At 71.5% G+C, this 17,644-nt stretch carries 11 protein-coding genes; 3 read left to right on the forward strand and 8 right to left on the reverse strand.

Going from position 1 to position 17,644, the window contains the following annotated elements:
- Positions 1–12: 12 nt before the first annotated feature.
- The 4 genes from F4562_RS05550 to F4562_RS05565 form a co-directional block, all read right to left on the reverse strand.
- Positions 13–675 (reverse strand): potassium channel family protein, encoded by a 663-nt coding sequence (locus F4562_RS05550; protein WP_184547828.1) that lies wholly within the window; start codon positions 673–675, stop codon positions 13–15.
- A gap of 172 nt (positions 676–847) precedes the next feature.
- Complete coding sequence (gene recQ, locus F4562_RS05555; RefSeq protein WP_184547830.1) at positions 848–2,797, reverse strand: DNA helicase RecQ; 1,950 nt, start codon at positions 2,795–2,797, stop codon at positions 848–850.
- Positions 2,798–2,964: 167 nt separating this feature from the next.
- Entirely contained in the window at positions 2,965–6,555 is a 3,591-nt protein-coding gene (locus F4562_RS05560; protein ID WP_184547833.1) for a discoidin domain-containing protein, read from the reverse strand.
- An 879-nt stretch (positions 6,556–7,434) separates the two neighbouring features.
- Positions 7,435–8,028: an Rv1733c family protein gene (locus tag F4562_RS05565; protein ID WP_184547835.1), complete on the reverse strand. Its 594-nt coding sequence runs from the start codon at positions 8,026–8,028 to the stop codon at positions 7,435–7,437.
- Between the two features lie 202 nt (positions 8,029–8,230).
- Between F4562_RS05565 and F4562_RS05570 the strand changes: the two genes are divergently transcribed.
- The 3 genes from F4562_RS05570 (at position 8,231) to pflA (ending at position 12,410) form a co-directional block, all read left to right on the forward strand.
- Positions 8,231–9,181 (forward strand): Acg family FMN-binding oxidoreductase, encoded by a 951-nt coding sequence (locus F4562_RS05570; RefSeq protein WP_184547837.1) that lies wholly within the window; start codon positions 8,231–8,233, stop codon positions 9,179–9,181.
- A gap of 152 nt (positions 9,182–9,333) precedes the next feature.
- The gene (gene pflB / locus F4562_RS05575; RefSeq protein ID WP_184547839.1) at positions 9,334–11,622 is read left to right on the forward strand and encodes a formate C-acetyltransferase; all 2,289 of its coding nucleotides are present in this window, start codon (positions 9,334–9,336) and stop codon (positions 11,620–11,622) included.
- A complete protein-coding gene (gene pflA / locus F4562_RS05580) occupies positions 11,619–12,410 on the forward strand; it encodes a pyruvate formate-lyase-activating protein (protein WP_311734273.1) in 792 nt (263 codons plus the stop codon). Before pflB ends, pflA begins: the two co-directional genes overlap by 4 nt.
- A gap of 177 nt (positions 12,411–12,587) precedes the next feature.
- Here pflA and F4562_RS05585 read toward each other — a convergent pair whose 3' ends face one another.
- The 4 genes from F4562_RS05585 to F4562_RS05600 form a co-directional block, all read right to left on the reverse strand.
- Entirely contained in the window at positions 12,588–14,276 is a 1,689-nt protein-coding gene (locus F4562_RS05585) for a sensor histidine kinase (protein WP_184547910.1), read from the reverse strand.
- Between the two features lie 116 nt (positions 14,277–14,392).
- Positions 14,393–15,223 (reverse strand): 5-dehydro-4-deoxy-D-glucuronate isomerase, encoded by an 831-nt coding sequence (gene kduI / locus F4562_RS05590; RefSeq protein WP_184547841.1) that lies wholly within the window; start codon positions 15,221–15,223, stop codon positions 14,393–14,395.
- Positions 15,224–15,461: 238 nt separating this feature from the next.
- Positions 15,462–16,418 (reverse strand): 2-hydroxyacid dehydrogenase, encoded by a 957-nt coding sequence (locus tag F4562_RS05595; protein ID WP_184547843.1) that lies wholly within the window; start codon positions 16,416–16,418, stop codon positions 15,462–15,464.
- 46 nt (positions 16,419–16,464) lie between these two features.
- Positions 16,465–17,565, reverse strand: a complete 1,101-nt coding sequence (locus F4562_RS05600; RefSeq protein ID WP_184547845.1) for an extracellular solute-binding protein — start codon at positions 17,563–17,565, stop codon at positions 16,465–16,467.
- Positions 17,566–17,644 lie beyond the last annotated feature (79 nt).

A 17,644-nucleotide genomic window follows, 5' to 3' on the forward strand; every position in this document is an offset into this window, starting at 1 on the left:
CGCGCGGCCGGCTCACGGCAGCTCGGTGAACCGCTCCACCTGCTCGATCGTGCCGGCGATGACGATCACGTCGCCGTAGCCCAGGACGGTGCCGGCGTCGGCGTAGGTGAACTCGTCGTACGGGCCCTTGACGCAGACCACGGTCACGCCGTACTTGCGCCGGAGGTTGGACTCCCCGAGAGGGACGCCGACGTACTCGCGCGGCGGGCGGGTCTTGGCCAGCGCGTAGTTCTCGCCGATCTCCATGTAGTCGAGCATGCGTCCGTTGAGCATGTGGGCCAGCCGCTCGCCCATGTCGTGCTCGGGCAGGATCACGTGGTGGGCGCCGACGCGCTCCAGGATTCGCCCGTGCTCGCGGCTGACGGCCTTGGCCCAGATGTCCTCGATCCCCAGCTCGACGAGCAGCGACGTGGTGAGGATGCTGGACTCCAGGTCGGTGCCGATGGCGACCACGGCCCGGTAGAAGTCGGGGACGCCGATCTGGCGCAGCGCCTCGATGTCGGTGGAGTCGGCGACGACGACGTGGGTGAGCTTGCCGGCCAGGCTCTGCACCAGCTTGGGGCGGCTGTCGATGGCCAGCACCTCGGTCCCGCGGCGGAAGAGCTCCAGGGCGAGGGAGCTGCCGAACCGGCCCAGACCGACGACCACCACCGGGTCGTTTCTTCTGTCAGCCAACGATCGTCCTTTTCCGGGGATCCGCAGCCGCGGGAGGATGTGCGAAGGCGCGCAACCCGGAAGCGGAGGGCACTCCGGCCTCTTGTCGCGTCCCGCCGTCTCGGGCCACCTGGCCCGGAGTGCCCGATCCTATCTCAGCGGTCAGGCGAGAGAGCCCGGACCGCCCGCGGCCTCACTCACCTCCGGTCCCGGCCCCGCCCGGGTCGTCCGCGGCCCTGTCGCCCCCGTCACCGTCCCCGGCCACGCCCGGGTCGTCCGCGGCTGCGCCGGTGCTCTCGGCGAGGGTGTCGAGGATCTGCCGGCCGTACTTGGCCAGCTTGTTCTCGCCGACGCCACCGACCGTGGCCAGCTCCTCCAGGGACGACGGGGAGCGGGTGGCGATCTCACGCAGGGTGGCGTCGTGGAAGATCACGTACGCCGGGACGCCCTGTTCCCTGGCGGTGACGGCACGCCAGGCGCGGAGCCGCTCGAAGACCGGCGCCGCCTCCTGCGGCATCTCGACCGGCTCGGCCCGGCGGGACCCGGAGGAGGCCTGCCTGGCGGCCTTGGCGGCCCGCGCCGGCCGCTCGGGCTCGCGCCGCATCAGCACCTGGCGCCGCCGCCCCAGGACCTCGGCGCTCGCGTCGGTCAGCACCAGCGTGCCGTAGTCGCCCTCCACCGCGAGCAGCCCCTGGACCAGCAGCTGGCGCACCACTCCGCGCCATTCGGCCTCGCCCAGCTCGGTGCCGACGCCGAACACCGTCAGCGCGTCGTGGTCGAACTGGATGACCTTGGCGGTCTTCCTGCCGAGGAGGATGTCGACGATCTGGCCCGCGCCGAACTTCTGACGGCGTTCCCGCATGAGACGGAACACCGTCGACAGGACCTTCTGCGCGGGCACGGTGGCGTCCCACGACTGCGCGGGCGACAGGCAGGTGTCACAGTTGCCGCACGGCTCGCCCCGCTGGCCGAAGTAGGCGAGCAGCCGCACCCGGCGGCACTCGACCGTCTCGCACAGCTCCAGCATCGCGTCGAGGTGACCGGCCAGGCGGCGCCGGTGGGTCTCGTCTCCCTCGGAGGTGTCGATCATCTTGCGCTGCTGCACGACGTCCTGCAGCCCGTAGGCGAGCCACGCGGTGGAGGGCAGCCCGTCACGGCCGGCCCGGCCGGTCTCCTGGTAGTAGCCCTCGACGGACTTCGGCAGGTCCAGGTGAGCGACGAAACGGACATCGGGCTTGTCGATGCCCATGCCGAAGGCGATGGTGGCGACCATGACGAGGCCGTCCTCACGCAGGAAGCGCGCCTGGTTCTCCGCCCGGGTGCGCGCGTCGAGCCCCGCGTGGTAGGGCAGGGCCCGGACGCCGTTCCCGGTCAGGAACTCGGCGATCTTCTCGACCGAGGAGCGCGACAGGCAGTAGACGATGCCCGCGTCACCGGGGTGTTCGGTGCGGATGAGCTCCAGCAGCTGCCGCCTGGGCTCGTTCTTCGGCGCGATGCGGTACTGGATGTTGGGACGGTCGAAGCCGGCCACGAAGTGGCGGGCGTCCTGGAGGTTCAGCCGGGCGGCGATCTCGGCGTGGGTGGCCGGGGTCGCCGTCGCGGTCAGCGCGACCCGGGGGACGTCCGGCCAGCGTTCGTGCAGCGCGGACAGCGCGAGGTAGTCGGGGCGGAAGTCGTGCCCCCACTGGGCCACGCAGTGCGCCTCGTCGATGGCGAACAGCGAGACGACCCCGCTGTCGAGCAGCCGGAGCGTCGCGTCGAGCCGCAGGCGCTCGGGCGCCAGATAGAGCAGGTCGAGCTCGCCGGAGAGGAAGGCCGACTCGACCTGCCGGCGCTCCTCGAACTCCTGCGTGGAGTTGAGGAAGCCGGCTCGCACGCCCAGCGCGGTCAGCGCGTCGACCTGGTCCTGCATGAGCGCGATGAGCGGTGAGACGACCACCCCGACGCCTTTGCGGACCAGCGCCGGGATCTGGTAGCACAGCGACTTTCCGCCGCCGGTCGGCATGAGCACCAGCGCGTCGCCGCCGGCCACCACGTGTTCGATGATCTCCTGCTGACCGTCCCGGAACGAGTCGTAGCCGAAGACGCGGCGCAGCACGCGCGTCGCGTCACTCATCTCGGGACCGTTCTCGGGGGTGACCATCGGGTCATTCTACGAGGATCATGTTCCGCCCGGGGGCGGACGCGGGGAGCGCCCGCCCCCTGTGCGGGGGACGGGCGCCGATGCGCTCGTGAAGGCCGGCCTGCGACACCGCCCGTCCCCCGGGCGGGGGACGGGCGCCCGTCGTGGCGGGTGGTGTCCGCCGGGCCCTACGGGTTGACCTTGATGGTGAAGGTCGAGGTGGTGTTCCTGATGTCCTGGAAGTTGCCGCTCATCCGCAGGTTGTTGAACGTCACCGAACCGACCGCCGGCCCCTGGTCCGGCTCGGGCAGCTCGTTGGCCCAGATGGCGAAGCCCGACTTGGCGTCGTAGGCGTCCCCGCTCCTGCGGGCGCCCGTGATCGTGATGTTCGTGAAGACCGTGTCCTTGATGGGGTTCTCCGGCCGTCCTCCGCTGTACTTCGTCTGGAACATGATGCCGTGGTAGGTCGGGTCGACGATGTCCACGTCGCTGACCCGGATGCCCTGGAAGACCTTCGAGGCGGAGAAGACCCAGATGCCGGGGAAGGTCTGCGCACCCCAGAAGTGGCCGCCGGCGCGGACGATCGAGATGTTCTCGAACCTCGTCGGCGGATCGGCGCCGAAGCCGTTCATCGGGTAGCCGAAGTCGAGCGAGCTGATCGTGATCCCGGAGTAGACCAGCGTGTCCGCGATGTGGATGTTCCGGAAGACGTTGTCGTAGCCGCCGTAGACGGCGATGCCCGCGGCGCGCCAGGGCAGGATGGCCGTCAGGTTCTCGTAGACGTTGCCCTTCATGTCGGCCCCGCCGGCGTCGATGGCGGAGAACAGCGCGAAGCTGTCGTCGCCGGTGGCGCGGGCCTCGTTGTTGCTGACGAGGTTGTCGGTGCTGCCGTTCGTCATGTTGACGCCGTCGGCGAACATGTTGCGGATCCGGGAGTTCTTGATCGTCACACGGTCGGTGTTGGCGCCCCAGTACAGGCAGACCATGTGCTCGTTCCAAATGTCGTCGATCACGATGTCGGTGATGTTCGAGAAGTCGAACACCTTGCCCGGGCCGTCGACGCGCGAGGTGTAGTTGCCGAAGTAGGCGAAGCCGGTGAACGAGGAGCCCTTGGCGGTGGCGTCCGCGCGGAAGCCCACGTCGGTGTTGTCCTGCGTCGCCGGCGCGTGGAACCGGGTGTACCACGGTCCGGCGCCGGCCACCTTCACCGCCTTGCCGTGCACCTGGAACTTCTCCGCCGTCTGGTACGTGCCCGGCGGCAGGTAGACGCCGACCAGGGTGCCCGTGTCGTCCATGCGGACCCGGTCGAGTGCGTTCTGCACGTCCTGGTGGGTGAAGCCCGCGGGAACCGCGTATCTGGCGGGGTCGGGGTTCGGCAGGGGCGAGACCTGCTCGGTGTCGATGAAGTCGATCGCGTACGTCGTCGTGTTGGCCGGGTCCTTCTGCAGCCTGATCTTGCTGCCGGCCTGGACGGTCCGGCCCAGCATGATGTTGGCCTCGTCGTAGATGTGGCGCGGCCCGCCGGCGCTCGGGGAGTTTCCGGGGCTCGCCTCAGGTCCGTACAGCCAGGCGTACTTCGAGGTCAGGTCGATGGCCTTGAGGAAGGTGCCGTCGACGTAGACGTTGAGCGTCGAGGAGATGCCGCCGCCGCCGGGGGCGTCCGGGATGGAGAAGCGGGTGACGAGCGTATTGGTGCTGGCCCTGGTGGTGAACTCGACGTAGCTGCCCGTCGTGTCGAGCGTCACCGCCCTGCGGCCGGACGCCTCGCCCGCCGGGTCGCCGATGGTCCGGTTCGGGCCGACCACGGCCGCGCCGCCGCCGGTGACGGCGTCCTCCGCCTCGTAGTGGTCGTAGGGCATGTCCGCGCCGCGACCGGTGAACAGGCGGTGGGTGCCGGTGTTGTTGGCGCGCTTGACCGGAAGCTCGTTGGCGTCGTCGGCGAGCACGACCTTGACGGTGTACTTGCCGTCGGCGGCCTTCCAGGTGCCCAGGTCGACCGGGGCCGTGACGGCTCCGGCGGCGATCACGCCGGTGTGCGAGCCGGTCAGTGTGCGGACGACGGCGCCCGCGCCGTCGATGACCGTCAGGGTCACGTCGTGGGCGCCGGAGGCGGAGGCCACGGCGCCCTGGTTCTTGATCACCACGGAGAAGGCGACCGTGTCGCCGCCGCGCGGGTTGCCCGGTGTCCAGGTGACGGAGGAGGCGACCAGGTCGGAGCTGTCGACGGGCTTGACGACGAGCGGCGAGGGGTGGACGTGGGTGTTGTTGGCGTCGTTCTGCTCGATGACGATGCCGGCCTCGTCCACCTTGGCGCTCAGCGGGTAGGTCCCGGCGTCCCGGCGACCGGCGTCGGCCGTGACCGTGGCGCTCGCCCCGGCGGCCAGGGCACCGACGGGAGCGGTGCCGGCGAGTGCGCCGTCCAGGTAGAAGGTGACGTTCGTGGCGCCGGAGCGCGCCGTGCCGATGTTCTTGACGGTCGCCTTCAGTGTGACGGCGTCGGTCTCCGTCGGAGCGGCCGGGGACGACGACATGCCGGTGATCGTCAGGTCGGGGTTGGACGCGGAGGTGCCGATCACCTGGAACTCGGCGACCTGCCCGCCCGTGGCGCCGGAGTTGGCGGTGATGCGGAGCTGCACGTCGGCGACCGTGGCGGTGACCGGGATGGTCACGGTGTTGCCGGTGGCGGGGTCGAAGGTGTGTACCGCCGCCGCCGACAGGCTGGTGAAGGCCGAGGCGCTCTGCTCGCGGCCGAGCACCTGGACGGTCTGGGTGCGCGTCGCCCACTCGGCGGCGGGGTTGAGCTTCAGCACGACCGAGCCGACGTCGGCGTTCGCCCCCAGCTTGACGGTCAGCGTGTGGGGGTAGCCGCCCGCGCCGCCCTCCCAGTAGGTCGTCACGCTTCCGTCGTTGGCGTTCTCGGCGACATAGGTGTGGATCGTGGACGAGGCGGTGATCGGCTTGCCGACGGCCAGGTTCGTGTCGCCGCCGGTGCCGTGGCGGGTGACGGTGTTGCTGGCGGCGGACCGGTTGCCCGCGGCGTCCCTGGCCTTGACGTGGTACGACACGGTCGCGCCGACCGGCTGGACGTCGGTGTGGGTCAGCACGTCGCCCGGCACGCTCTTGCGCAGTGTGCCGTTGGCGTAGAGGTCGTACCCGGTCACGCCCACGTTGTCGGCCGACGCGGCCCAGGTCAGTTTGATCTGCCCGGCCGCGGGCTCGGTGAAGGCCAGGCCGCCCGGAGCGGTCGGCGGCTGCGTGTCACCGGTGGCGGGTCCGTAGATCTCCAGCTCGGACAGCTGCCCGGCCGGCCAGCCGGTGTTGGCCGTGATGTGCAGCCGCACGTAGCGGGTGACGGCCGTGGTAAGACCGATCGTCACCGTGTTGCCGGTGGCGGGGTTGAAGGTGTGGCCCGCCGACGCCACCAGGGTGGTGAAGCCGGAGCCGTCGGCGCTGCCCTGCACGGTGAGGGTCTGGGTGCGGCTCTCCCAGCCCGCCGGCAGCTTCAGTACGAGCCTGTTCACACCGGTCGGGGCGCCGAGATCGACCTGGGCCCACTGCGGGAAGGCATTGTTGGCGCTCTCCCAGTAGCTGGCCTGGTCGCCGTCGTTGAGGTTGCGGGGCACGTAGACGTCGTGGGAGCCGCCGGCCGAGGCCGTCCTGCCCGCCGCCAGGTTGGGTCCGTCCGCCGCCGAGGCCGGGGAGGGCGGCCCCGCGGTGACGAGAAGGCAGGTCGCGGCCATCGCCGCGACCAACCGTAAGAGCAGATGCTTGCTGCGCATTGGTTCCTCTATCTGTCGTCCGGGACGACCGGGGGGTGTCGGTGGCCGGGCCGCCGGTCCCGGAGGAGGGATGACCGGCGGGCTGCGGAGTGCGTGGACGTCGGGCCCACGGCGGGTCCGGAGGACGACGCGCGAGCCTGCGCCGACGCGCGGAAGCGGGGGCACCGCGGCGCAGGCGCCACGACCGGAGCGCCGAGACGGAAGCTGCGTGGGTGCTGCGGCAGGGGCCGAGGCGAGGGCGGGGGTGGCGGGCGGCGACCTGCCGCGTGACACCGGGACCGGCATCATCTGGGGCCTCTCTGTGAACGGGAACGCAAGACATGGCAGATGCATGCGTGTTTTGCAGAGAGAAGAAAGAAGACGATGGATTTTTTGTAAAAATATTACATCGAGATGACCAGATGTTACATAGGTGCTACGACCGCGTCAACGGTCCGGTAAGTGCGGCTTGTCGGGGAGACAGGCTCCTCTGATCTGCGATCGCACCAACCGTCCCACCGGCCCGTCCGGCGATCCGGCACAGCCCGGCACAGTCCGGCACAACCCGGCGACACGCATCGGCTCCCGGCGTCGGCTCCGGACGTGTGGACGAGCCGATGAAAAGGCATGCCCGGGACACGGCAGATGTCCGTCGTCTTCTTCCGGTCATCGCTAAGGTAATCGTCAGACCATCGGGGCATCGTGCAACCGGATGCCCTCCTCACGGGCGGTGAAGACGGGGGAACCGGCCACCCCGCGACCGGAGACGCCGGGCCGCGTGCCGATGCGCCTGCCACCGCGGTGCGAGCCACCTGAGGGCCGGCCCGGCCCCGCGGGCCCGCGCTCGCAAACCCGGCCGGGACCGGCATGAGCGCCTCCGCCGGCCCCGCGGGCCCGCGCTCACGCCTCCTTGGGCCTGCGCCAGCGCTGGTCGGCCGCCAGCCACGCGCGTTCCCAGCGGGCGTACCGGCGGCGGTCGAGCCGGGCACGCGCCAGGGAGTAGAGCAGCCCGCCGGTCCCGGCGGCCACGGCGGTCAGGCCCACCGCGGCGAGGATCGCCTTCGCGACGGTGTCGAGCCGGGCGGGCGGTCCTAGAACCGGCCTGCCGGAAGGATCCAGCCACACCCGTGCCGTGCCGCCCGTCCTGGACCCCTGGAGCACGGGGGCCAGGGCGGTGACGGTTGCCCCCCGCTCGTCCGTCCACCGCACCCGGACCCGGACCACGGCGGCCCGGCCGCCGGGAGAGGTCCACGTCATCTCGGGGGCGTCGGCCAGCAGGGTCACGGTCACCCACCGGCCCGACCGTTCGGCCGCCACCCCGTCCCGGTAGGTGTTCACCCCGAGCACGGCCGCCGCCGCGACGCCGGTGACGAGCAGCGCGAGCACCCCCCACAGGACCAGTGCCTCGACCCGGTCCGAGCGCCGGCGCAGCGGGTTGCCGTCGAACCGGAGCAGGCGGACGTACCGTGCCCACGTCGAGGCCACGCCTCGCATCGAAACCACCTCCTGGGTCCTCGGCCAAGGATCACCGTGCCGGGAGCGGTCGTTCCAGGGTCGTTCGCCGTGTCCGGGCGGGACGTTGGTCCCGTGTCCCGCACCCGGCGAAAGTCCCTCGCGGGCGGGTCCTCCGGCCCTGCCGCGGGCCCTCCGCCCGGACGAGCGTGGACGGCGAAAACCCCGACCATGGAGGTGTGCCGTGTCCTCACCCCTCGCCACCGATCTCGGAGTCCGCCGGCTGCTGACCGCCGCAGGACAGGCTCCGTCGGTGCACAACACCCAGCCGTGGAGGTTCAGGGTGGTCGGCAGGGAGGCGGTCGAGCTGCTGGCCGACCGGGACCGGTGGCTGCGGGTGAGCGACCCGCGCGGACGTTCCCTCCACGTGAGCTGCGGAGCGGCCCTGTTCAACCTCCGTCTGGCCGTGCGGGTGGCCGGGTGGCTGCCGATCACCCGGCTGCTGCCCGCTCCCGACGACTACCCGGATCTGCTCGCCACGGTGCGCGTGCCCCGGGTCAGCCCGCCCTCCCCCGCCGAGCGCGACCTGTACGCGTCCATCGCCCTGCGCCGCACCAACCGATACCCCTACGAGGACCGGAGCGTGCCGGCCGAGGTCGTCGACGACATGCGCGCCGCCGCGGCGGCCGAGGGGGCCTCGCTGTTCATGACCGACCCCGCGGACCTGCTCGACCACGTGGCGATCGCCGAGGAGGGGCTGGCCCGCGACCGCGACTACCGGGCCGAGCTGGCCGCGTGGACGATGCCGAAGGCCCGGCACGACGGCGTTCCCGGCTACGTGCAGGGGCCGCGCGGCGCCAAGGACCCGTCCCCGACCCGTGACTTCGGCCGCCACGAGCACACCGCGCGCTTCGAGCCGCATCCGCAGATCGCGGTGCTCACCACAGCGGGTGACGGCCCGCGTGACTGGCTGCGCGCCGGCCAGGCCCTGCAGCGGGTGCTGCTCACCGCGACGCTGCACGACGTGTCCGCGTCGTTCCTCAACCAGCCGCTGGACCTGCGCGACATCCTGCGCCACACCGATCCGCGCCATGCCCTCGGACACCCCCAGATGATCATGAGGTTCGGGTACGGCCCGCCCGTGCCCCGCGCTCCCCGCCGCCCGGCGGCGGAGCTGGAGACCAGCTACGTCTGACGGCCGCGAGGAGGGTACGGGCGCCGCGGCCCCGCGGCGCCCGTGAGGACCTAGGTCCCGCCCATCGGTGACCTCCGCTCCGTGATCGGCGGCCCGGGCGGGACGACAGTGGGATCAGAACTTCGACACGGGCTCGACACGAGGGGGATTCGATGACGGCCACACCGGTCACCGGGGAACCGGCGGAACTGACGGATCTGGCGGCACCGGCGGGGCCGGCCGCGTGGCGCGGGTTCCGCGGGACGACGTGGCGCGCGGCGATCGACGTGCGCGACTTCGTCCAGGCCAACTACACGCCGTACGAAGGCGACGAGGGATTCCTGGCCGGGCCCACGGAGCGCACCCTGGCGGTGTGGGCGAAGGTCTCCGCGCTGTTCCCCGAGGAGCGGCGGCGCGGGATCCACGACGTGGACGTCACCACCCCGTCGTCGATCACCGCCCACCGGCCCGGCCACATCGACCCCGAGCGTGAGCTGATCGTCGGGTTGCAGACCGACGCCCCGCTGAAGCGGGCCATCATGCCCGCCGGGGGGCTGCGGATGGTGGAGAACGGCCTGGCCGCCTACGGTCGCACGCTCGACCCGCGGGTACGGGAGATCTTCACCAAGTACCGCAAGACCCACAACGACGCCGTGTTCGACGCCTACACCCCGGAGATCCGCAACGCCCGCCGCTCCGGGATCATCACCGGGCTGCCCGACTCCTACGGCCGCGGCCGGATCATCGGCGACTACCGGCGGGTCGCCCTGTACGGCGTGGACCGGCTGATCGAGGCCAAGCGGGGTGAGCTGCGCTCCCTCGACGGCGCCGCCGCCTCCGACGCGGTGATCCGCGACCGGGAGGAACTGGCCGAGCAGCTGCGCGCGCTGGACGAGCTGAAGCAGATGGCCGCCTCCTACGGCCACGACGTCTCCCGGCCCGCCACCACCGCGCACGAGGCCGTCCAGTGGCTGTACCTCGGCTATCTGGCCGCGGTGAAGGAACAGAACGGCGCGGCCATGTCGCTGGGCCGCACCTCCACCTTCCTGGACGTCTATCTGGAACGGGACCTCGCCGAAGGGCTGATCACCGAGGAGCGGGCACAGGAACTGATCGACGACTTCGTCATCAAGCTGCGCATCGTCCGATTCCTGCGCACCCCCGAGTACGACCAGCTGTTCTCCGGCGACCCCACCTGGGTCACCGAGTCGATCGGCGGCATCGGAACGGACGGCAGGACACTGGTGACCCGCACCAGCTACCGCTACCTGCAGACGCTGCGCAACCTCGGCCCCGCACCCGAGCCGAACCTGACCGTCTTCTGGTCGCCCCGGCTGCCGGAGGCTTTCAAGCGGTTCTGTGCCCGGCTGTCGATCGAGACCAGTTCCATCCAGTACGAGAGCGACGAGCTGATGCGGCCGCGTCTCGGCGACGACGCCGCCATCGCCTGCTGCGTCTCGGCCGCCCCGGTCGGCCGGCAGATGCAGTTCTTCGGCGCCCGCGTCAACCTCGCCAAGACGCTGCTGTACGCGATCAACGGCGGCCGCGACGAGATGACCGGCGAGCAGGTCGGCCCCGTCTGCCCGCCGCTGACCGGGGAGTATCTCGACGAGGAGGAGGTCCGTGCGGCGTTCGACCGGATGCTGGACTGGCTGGCCGCCACGTACGTGAACGCGCTGAACATCATCCACTACATGCACGACAAGTACGCCTACGAACGCATCGAGATGGCGCTGCACGACCATCCCGTCAAGCGCACGCTCGCCTGCGGCATCGCCGGCCTGTCGGTGGCCGCCGACAGCCTGTCGGCCATCCGGCACGCGCGGGTCCGGGTCGTCCGCGACGAGACCGGCCTGGCGGTGGACTACGTCGTCGAGGGCGACTACCCGGCCTACGGCAACAACGACGACCGCGCCGACGCCATCGCCGTCGACCTGGTCCGCTCCTTCATGGACAAGATCCGGCGGCACCCGGCCTACCGGGACGCCGAGCACACCCAGTCGGTGCTCACCATCACCTCCAACGTCGTGTACGGCAAGCACACCGGCAACACGCCCGACGGCCGGCGCGCGGGCGAACCGTTCGCGCCCGGCGCCAACCCGATGAACGGCCGCGACCGGCGCGGCCTGGTCGCCTCGGCGCTGTCGGTCTCCAAGATCCCCTACGGGCAGGCTCTCGACGGCGTCTCCCTGACGAACACGGTAACGCCCGAGGGGCTGGGCCGTACCGACGCCGAGCGCGTGGGCAACCTGGTCGGGGTGCTGGACGGCTACTTCGACGCCGGCGGGTTCCACATGAACGTCAACGTGCTCACCCGCGCCGTGCTGCTGGACGCCATGGAGCACCCCGACAGGTACCCGCAGCTGACCGTCCGGGTCTCCGGGTACGCCGTCAACTTCGTCCGGCTGACCCGCGAGCAGCAGCAGGACGTCGTCAACCGCACCTTCCACGGATCGCTGTGAACCCCCGTGAGGAGGTGCTCCTGCAGGCCGCCGCCGAGCTGCGCCGGCCGCCGGCCGCGGCCGGCGCCGGCGTCATCGAGTCCTGGGACGTCTCCGTCGGCGTGGACGGCCCCGGCACCAGGTTCGTGGTGTTCACCTGCGGCTGCCCGCTCAGGTGCCTGTACTGCCACAACCCCGAGACCTGGCGGATGCGTGACGGGCGGCGGGTCACCGTCGACGAGGTGATGGCGGAACTGGAGGGATACCGGCGGTTCATCTCCGTGGCGGGCGGCGGGGTCACCGTCAGCGGCGGCGAACCACTGCTGCAGCCCGGTTTCACCGCCGAGTTGCTCCGCCGCTGCCACGACGGCGGCCTGCACACCGCCCTGGACACCTCGGGGTTCCTCGGCGACCGCGCCACCGACGCGATGCTCGCCGACACCGACCTGGTCCTGCTGGACATCAAGTCGTCGGATCCGGACGGCTACCGGCGGCTGACGGGCGTCTGCCTGGAACCGACCCTGCGCTTCGCCCGCCGCCTCGCCGAACTCGGCCGCCCGGCCTGGGTGCGCTTCGTCCTCGTCCCCGGCCTCACCGACGATCCGGGCAACGTGGACGGCCTGGCCCGGTTCGCCGCGGAGCTGGGCAACGTCGAGCGGGTCGACGTCCTGCCCTTCCACCGCATGGCCACCGGGAAGTACCGGCGGCTCGGCCTCCGTTTCCCCCTGGCCGACGTCGAACCCCCGGACCGGGCGCTCCTCGCGCGGGTCCACGCCCAGTTCCAGGCGTACGGTGTGACCAGCGTCTGAGCACGGCGCCGCCCCGGCCGCGTACGGCGGCCCCCGACGACCCCGGTGGCCCCGGTGGCCCGGTGCCTTAAGGGCCGACGCCTCGAGACCGGTGCCTTAAGAACCGACGCCTCGGGACCGGTGCCTCGGGGCCGGCATCCGGAATCCTCGGGCCCCGGAATCCTGCGCCGGCCCGGTTCACCCGGACGGCGTCTCACCGAGCGGCACACGCCAGCACAGCGACGACCCTCCTTCGGGCCGGGGTTCGAACGCGAAGACGCCACCGAGGCTCTCGGCCCGCTCCTGGAGGTTGCGCAACCCGCTGCGGCGCCCGCCGGGGCGGGGGCCGACCCCGTTGTCCTCCACGACGAGGACCAGCTCACCGCCCTGGGCCTGCACGGTCACGTCCACCCGGGAGGCGCGGGCGTGCCGGACGGCGTTGGACAGCGCCTCGCGCAGCACCGCGAGCAGGTGCTCGGCCAGCCGTGGCGGCACCTGGTTGTCCAGCTGCCCCTCCAGCTTCAGGCCCGGCATGAAGCCGAGATGGCCGCGGCCCGCCTCGACCAGTTCGACGATCTGCGCTCGCAAGCTGGGGGTCTCGGTGTCGCGCGGCGCCTGCAGGGCGAAGATGGTGGAGCGGATCTGCCGGATGGTCTCGTCCAGCTCGTCGATCGCGGTCTGCAGCCGGGAGGACGCCTCCGGGCGGTCCACCAGCCGGACGGTGCTCATCAGCGTCATGGCCACCGCGAACAGGCGCTGGATGACCACGTCGTGCAGGTCCTTGGCGATGCGGTCGCGGTCTTCCAGCAGGCCGAGCCGCTCGGCGTCCTTGCGCCTCTCGGCCAGCTCCAGGGTGATGGCGGCCTGCCCCGCGAAGGCGTGCAGCATGCGCAGCTCGGCCTCGCTGAACGGGAGCCGGCCGGAACGCTTGTTCAGCGTCAGCACGCCGCGGACGGTCCCGGCCGCGCCCAGCGGCACGGCCGCCGCAGGTCCGCCCCGGACGCCCCCGTTCTCCGCCTGCGAGCCGCCACCCCCCGCTGGGCCGGCGACCATGACGGGCTCGCCCCCGGTGAGGGCACGGCCGGCCAGGGTGTCCTCGACGACCGTCTCCGCGCGCTCGAACGGGCCGGTGTCCACCCCGTCCGCGCCGTCCACGTTCACCGTGATCAGGTGCTCGCGGGTGCGGTCGGGCAACAGGACGGCCGCCACGTCGGCGTCGGCCATCTCGCGGGCCCGGCGCGCCATGAGCGTGAGCACCTCGCCGGGCTCCGCCCCGGACAGCAGGCTCGTGGTGATCTCCGAGGAGGCCCGCAGCCACGTCTCCCTGCGCCGCGTCTCCTCATACAGCCGGGCGTTCTCGATCGCGACACCGGCCGCGGTGGCCAGCGCCATGACGATCGCCTGGTCGTCCTCGTCGAACTCCCCGCCGCCCCGCTTCTCGGTCAGGTAGAGGTTGCCGAACACCTCGTCCCGCACCCGCAGCGGGACGCCCAGGAACGACCCCATCGGGGGGTGGCCGGGCGGGAAGCCGTAGGACTCGGGATGGTCGGAGATGCGCGTCAGCCGCAGCGGCACCGGCTCCTTGATGAGGAGGCCGAGCACTCCCAGCCCGTGCGGCCAGTGCTCGATCCGGGCGATCTCCTCCTCCGTGAGACCGACCGGGATGAACTGCACCAGGGTGTTCCCCTGCCCCACCACGCCCAGGGCTCCGTAGCCGGCGTCCACGAGCGTGGTGGCGGTCTGCACGATCCGCCGCAGGACGGTCTCCAGGTCCAGGTCGCTGCCCACCGAGACCACCGCGTCGAGCAGGGCGTGCACGCGGTCCCGGGTCGCCAGCACCGCTTCCAGGCGGAGCTGGAGCTCGGCGAGGAGTTCGTCCAGGCGCATGTTGGGCAGCAGCGGGCGGGCCTCATCGTGGGTCACATGGGCAGTCTGCCACCGCCCCGGCGCGGTTCCCACTCCGGTATGGGGCCGCGCCGGGCCGGTTCCCGGCCGGGACGGGGTCAGGAGAGCGCGCTGACCGGGACCTGGTCCATGTCGGCGAACGACTGGTTCTCCCCGGCCATCGCCCAGACGAACGCGTAGTTGCGGGTCCCCACCCCGAAGTGCACCGACCAGCTCGGCGAGATCACCGCCTGCCGGTCCCGCAGCACCATGCTGCGCGTGCTGTCGGGCTGCCCCATCATGTGGACGATGCGGTCCTCGCTGGGGAGGTCGAAGTACAGGTAGACCTCGGTGCGCCGGTCGTGGACGTGGGGCGGCATGCTGTTCCACACGCTGCCCGGTTCGAGCACCGTGATCCCCAGGACCAGCTGGGAGCTCGGCACGCCGTCGGCGTGGACGTGCTTGTAGATGACCCTCCGGTTCGCGGTCTCCTGCGCTCCGGCCTCGGTGCGGTGCGCCTGGTCCAGGGGGACGAGCGTGGTCGGGTGGGCGGCGTGCGAGAGCGCCGACACGAGGTAGAACACCGCGTCCCCGGTCGTCTCCGCGCCGAACACGACGTCGCGCGCACCCCGGCCCACGTAGAGGACGTCCATGTGGGCCAGGTCGTACCGGTGCCCGTCGACCTCGACGTGCCCCGCCCGGCCGACGCACACCACGGCGAGTTCACGCCGTTCGCAGAAGTGCTCGGCCCGGAGCGGGCCGGCGGACTCCAGCCGCAGCGGCCGGCCGGCCACGGGGACGGCGCCGCCGACGACCATCCGGTCCTCGTGGGAGTAGAGCAGGGATACCTCACCCTCGACGAACAGGTCGTCGACCACGAAACGGTCGCGGAGCCGGTCGCTGTCCAGCCCTTCCAGCTCTGACGGGTGGGTGGCGTGACGGACCTTCATGGCGGCGGTTGCCTTTCTCAGCGGTACCCGGCGGCGTGGGCGGTCTGGCCGACGCCCGGCGGTGTGGACGACCTGAGCCGACGCTCAGGGATATGGGCGACCTGAGCCGGAGCTCAGGGGTGCGAACGGCCCGAGCCGGTGCTCGGGGAGTGGGACGACCTGGACCGACTCTCGGAGGTGCGGGCGGTCTGAGCCGGAGCCCGGCGGCGTGGAACGCCGAGCGGGGCGGCCCACGCCGTCAGGAGACGACGTTGGTCGGGGTGCCCGCGGCGAAGTTGACGATGTTCTCGCCGGCCAGCCGGAAGACGTCGTCGGCCTCGTCGGTGTGGAACCCGACGTGGGGGGTCAGCACGATGTTCCCCGCCCCGGGGATCGTCTCCGGCTCGGGCGGTTCCCGGTCGAAGACGTCGAGACCGAGGCCGAAGATCCTCCCGTTCCCGGCGAGTTCGACCGCGTACGCGGTGTCGAGGATCTCCGCGCGTGCGGTGTTGACGAGGATCGCGTCGGACGGCAGCAGGTCGAGCAGGGCCCTGCCGACGAGACGGTCGGTGTCGGGGGTGTGGGCCAGGTGCAGTGACACCACGGAGCAGGACCGGAACAGCTCATCCAGGTCGGCGTACCGGGCGCCGAGCTCCAGGTCCCGTTCGGGCGAACGGGACCTGGACCAGTACACCGGGGTCATGCCCAGCCCGCGGGCGAGCCCGATGACCCGCGAGCCGATGGCGCCGGCGCCGACGACCCCGAACCGGCGGCCGGCGAGCTTCAGGCCCTGGTGCTTGGCCCACCGCCCCGAGCGCACGATGCCGTCGCCCTCCACCACGCGCCTGGCGACGGCGAGGGTCAGCGCGATCGTGTGCTCGGCGACGCTGGCGGAGGCGAAGTCCGGGACGTTGGTGACGGCGGCTCCCGTCTCCGCGGCCTCGGCCATGTTGACGAACCGGCGTGCGCCAGTCCCCACGAAGCTCACCAGCCGCAGGCCCGGGTTCGCGCGGAGCAGTCCGTCCGGGACCGGGCCCTGGTCGCCGACGACGTACAGCGCGTCGTACCCGGCGGCCCGGGAGATCGCGGCCGGGACGTCGTCGAACCTCTCCTCGAACCAGTCGAACGTGTGGCCGGCGGCGGCGAGGGGACGGGCCACGTCCCTGTCCACGATGTCGCGGTACTGCGCTTCGCCGTCGATGCAGACAATCCTCATGCTGAGACCTCGGCTGTCGGGCGGGATGTGGGCGTGTGGTGCGGGATCACTTTCCGACCCAGCGGTTGAACCGGTCGACGATCTGGGTCAGGTTCTTCTGGTAGTAGACGCCGTCCTGCTTGACCGCGGACCTGACGTTGTCCCCGAGCGGCAGGTAGGGCTGGATGTCCTGGGGGTAGGCGCTCGGGTCCGCTCCCTTGACCGCGGCGGGGATCGGCGTCGGGATCTTGGAGGCGAAGGCGATCTGGCCGGCCTCGTCGTTGATGACGTCGGCGATCAGCTGCTGGGCCGCGGCGGCGTTCGGCGCGCCGGCCGGGACGGCCCACACGCTGTTCGAGTAGCCGCCGTCCTTCCAGCTGATCGCCATCGGGAACCCGGCGCGCTTGGCGACCAGCGCACGGTTGGCCCAGAGGATCCCGATGTCGCACGAACCGTTCTCGAAGTTGGCGATGGAGTCGGCACCGCTCGACCACCAGGTGATGTCGTTCTTGATCCCGTCCAGCTTCTTCAGCGCCCGCTCGACGTCCAGCGGGTACAGCTTGTCCGCGGTGACCCCGTCGGCGAGCAGCGCCGCCTCCAGGGTCCAGCCGTACTGGGGGTTGTTGAAGAAGCAGCGCTTGCCCGGGAACTTGGCGACGTCGAACAGGTCGGCGACCGACGACGGCTGCGCGTCCGCCGGATAGGCCTTCTCGTCCCACGCCAGCACCATGCCGAACGTGCCGACCTGGACCCCGTACTTGTCGTACGACCCGGACTCCAGCTTGTCGACGGGCACCACGGACGTGTCGAGCTCGGCGAGGTATCCCTTCTCGGCCGCCGCGGCCGCGTCGCCGACGGTCGGCAGGAACACCAGGCTCCACGGCACCTGCTTGGCCTCGGCGGCGGCGATGAACTTGGTCGAGGCCTCGTTGTAGTCGTCCGAGACGGTGACGCCCGTCTTCTTGGTGAAGTTGGCGAACAGCGTGGCCGACAACTCGGTCCACACCTCGCCGCCGCTCGTGTCGTAGAACATGATGTCGCCGCCGATCGCGCCGGTGCCCGCGGACGTCGATCCGTCCGCGCCGCCGCTCTCGCCCGAACACGCGGTGAGGGCCAGCACGGACGCCACGGCCGCGGTCAGCGTCAGTCTCATGCGGGATGTGCTCATGGTGATGTCTCCTGTCGCTCTGGAGAAGAGGAGGACCTGGGGGAAGGGAGAACTCGGAGGGAGAACTGGAAGAGGAGGT

It is taken from the genome of Streptosporangium becharense (assembly GCF_014204985.1).
Taxonomy (GTDB): Bacteria; Actinomycetota; Actinomycetes; order Streptosporangiales; family Streptosporangiaceae; genus Streptosporangium; species Streptosporangium becharense.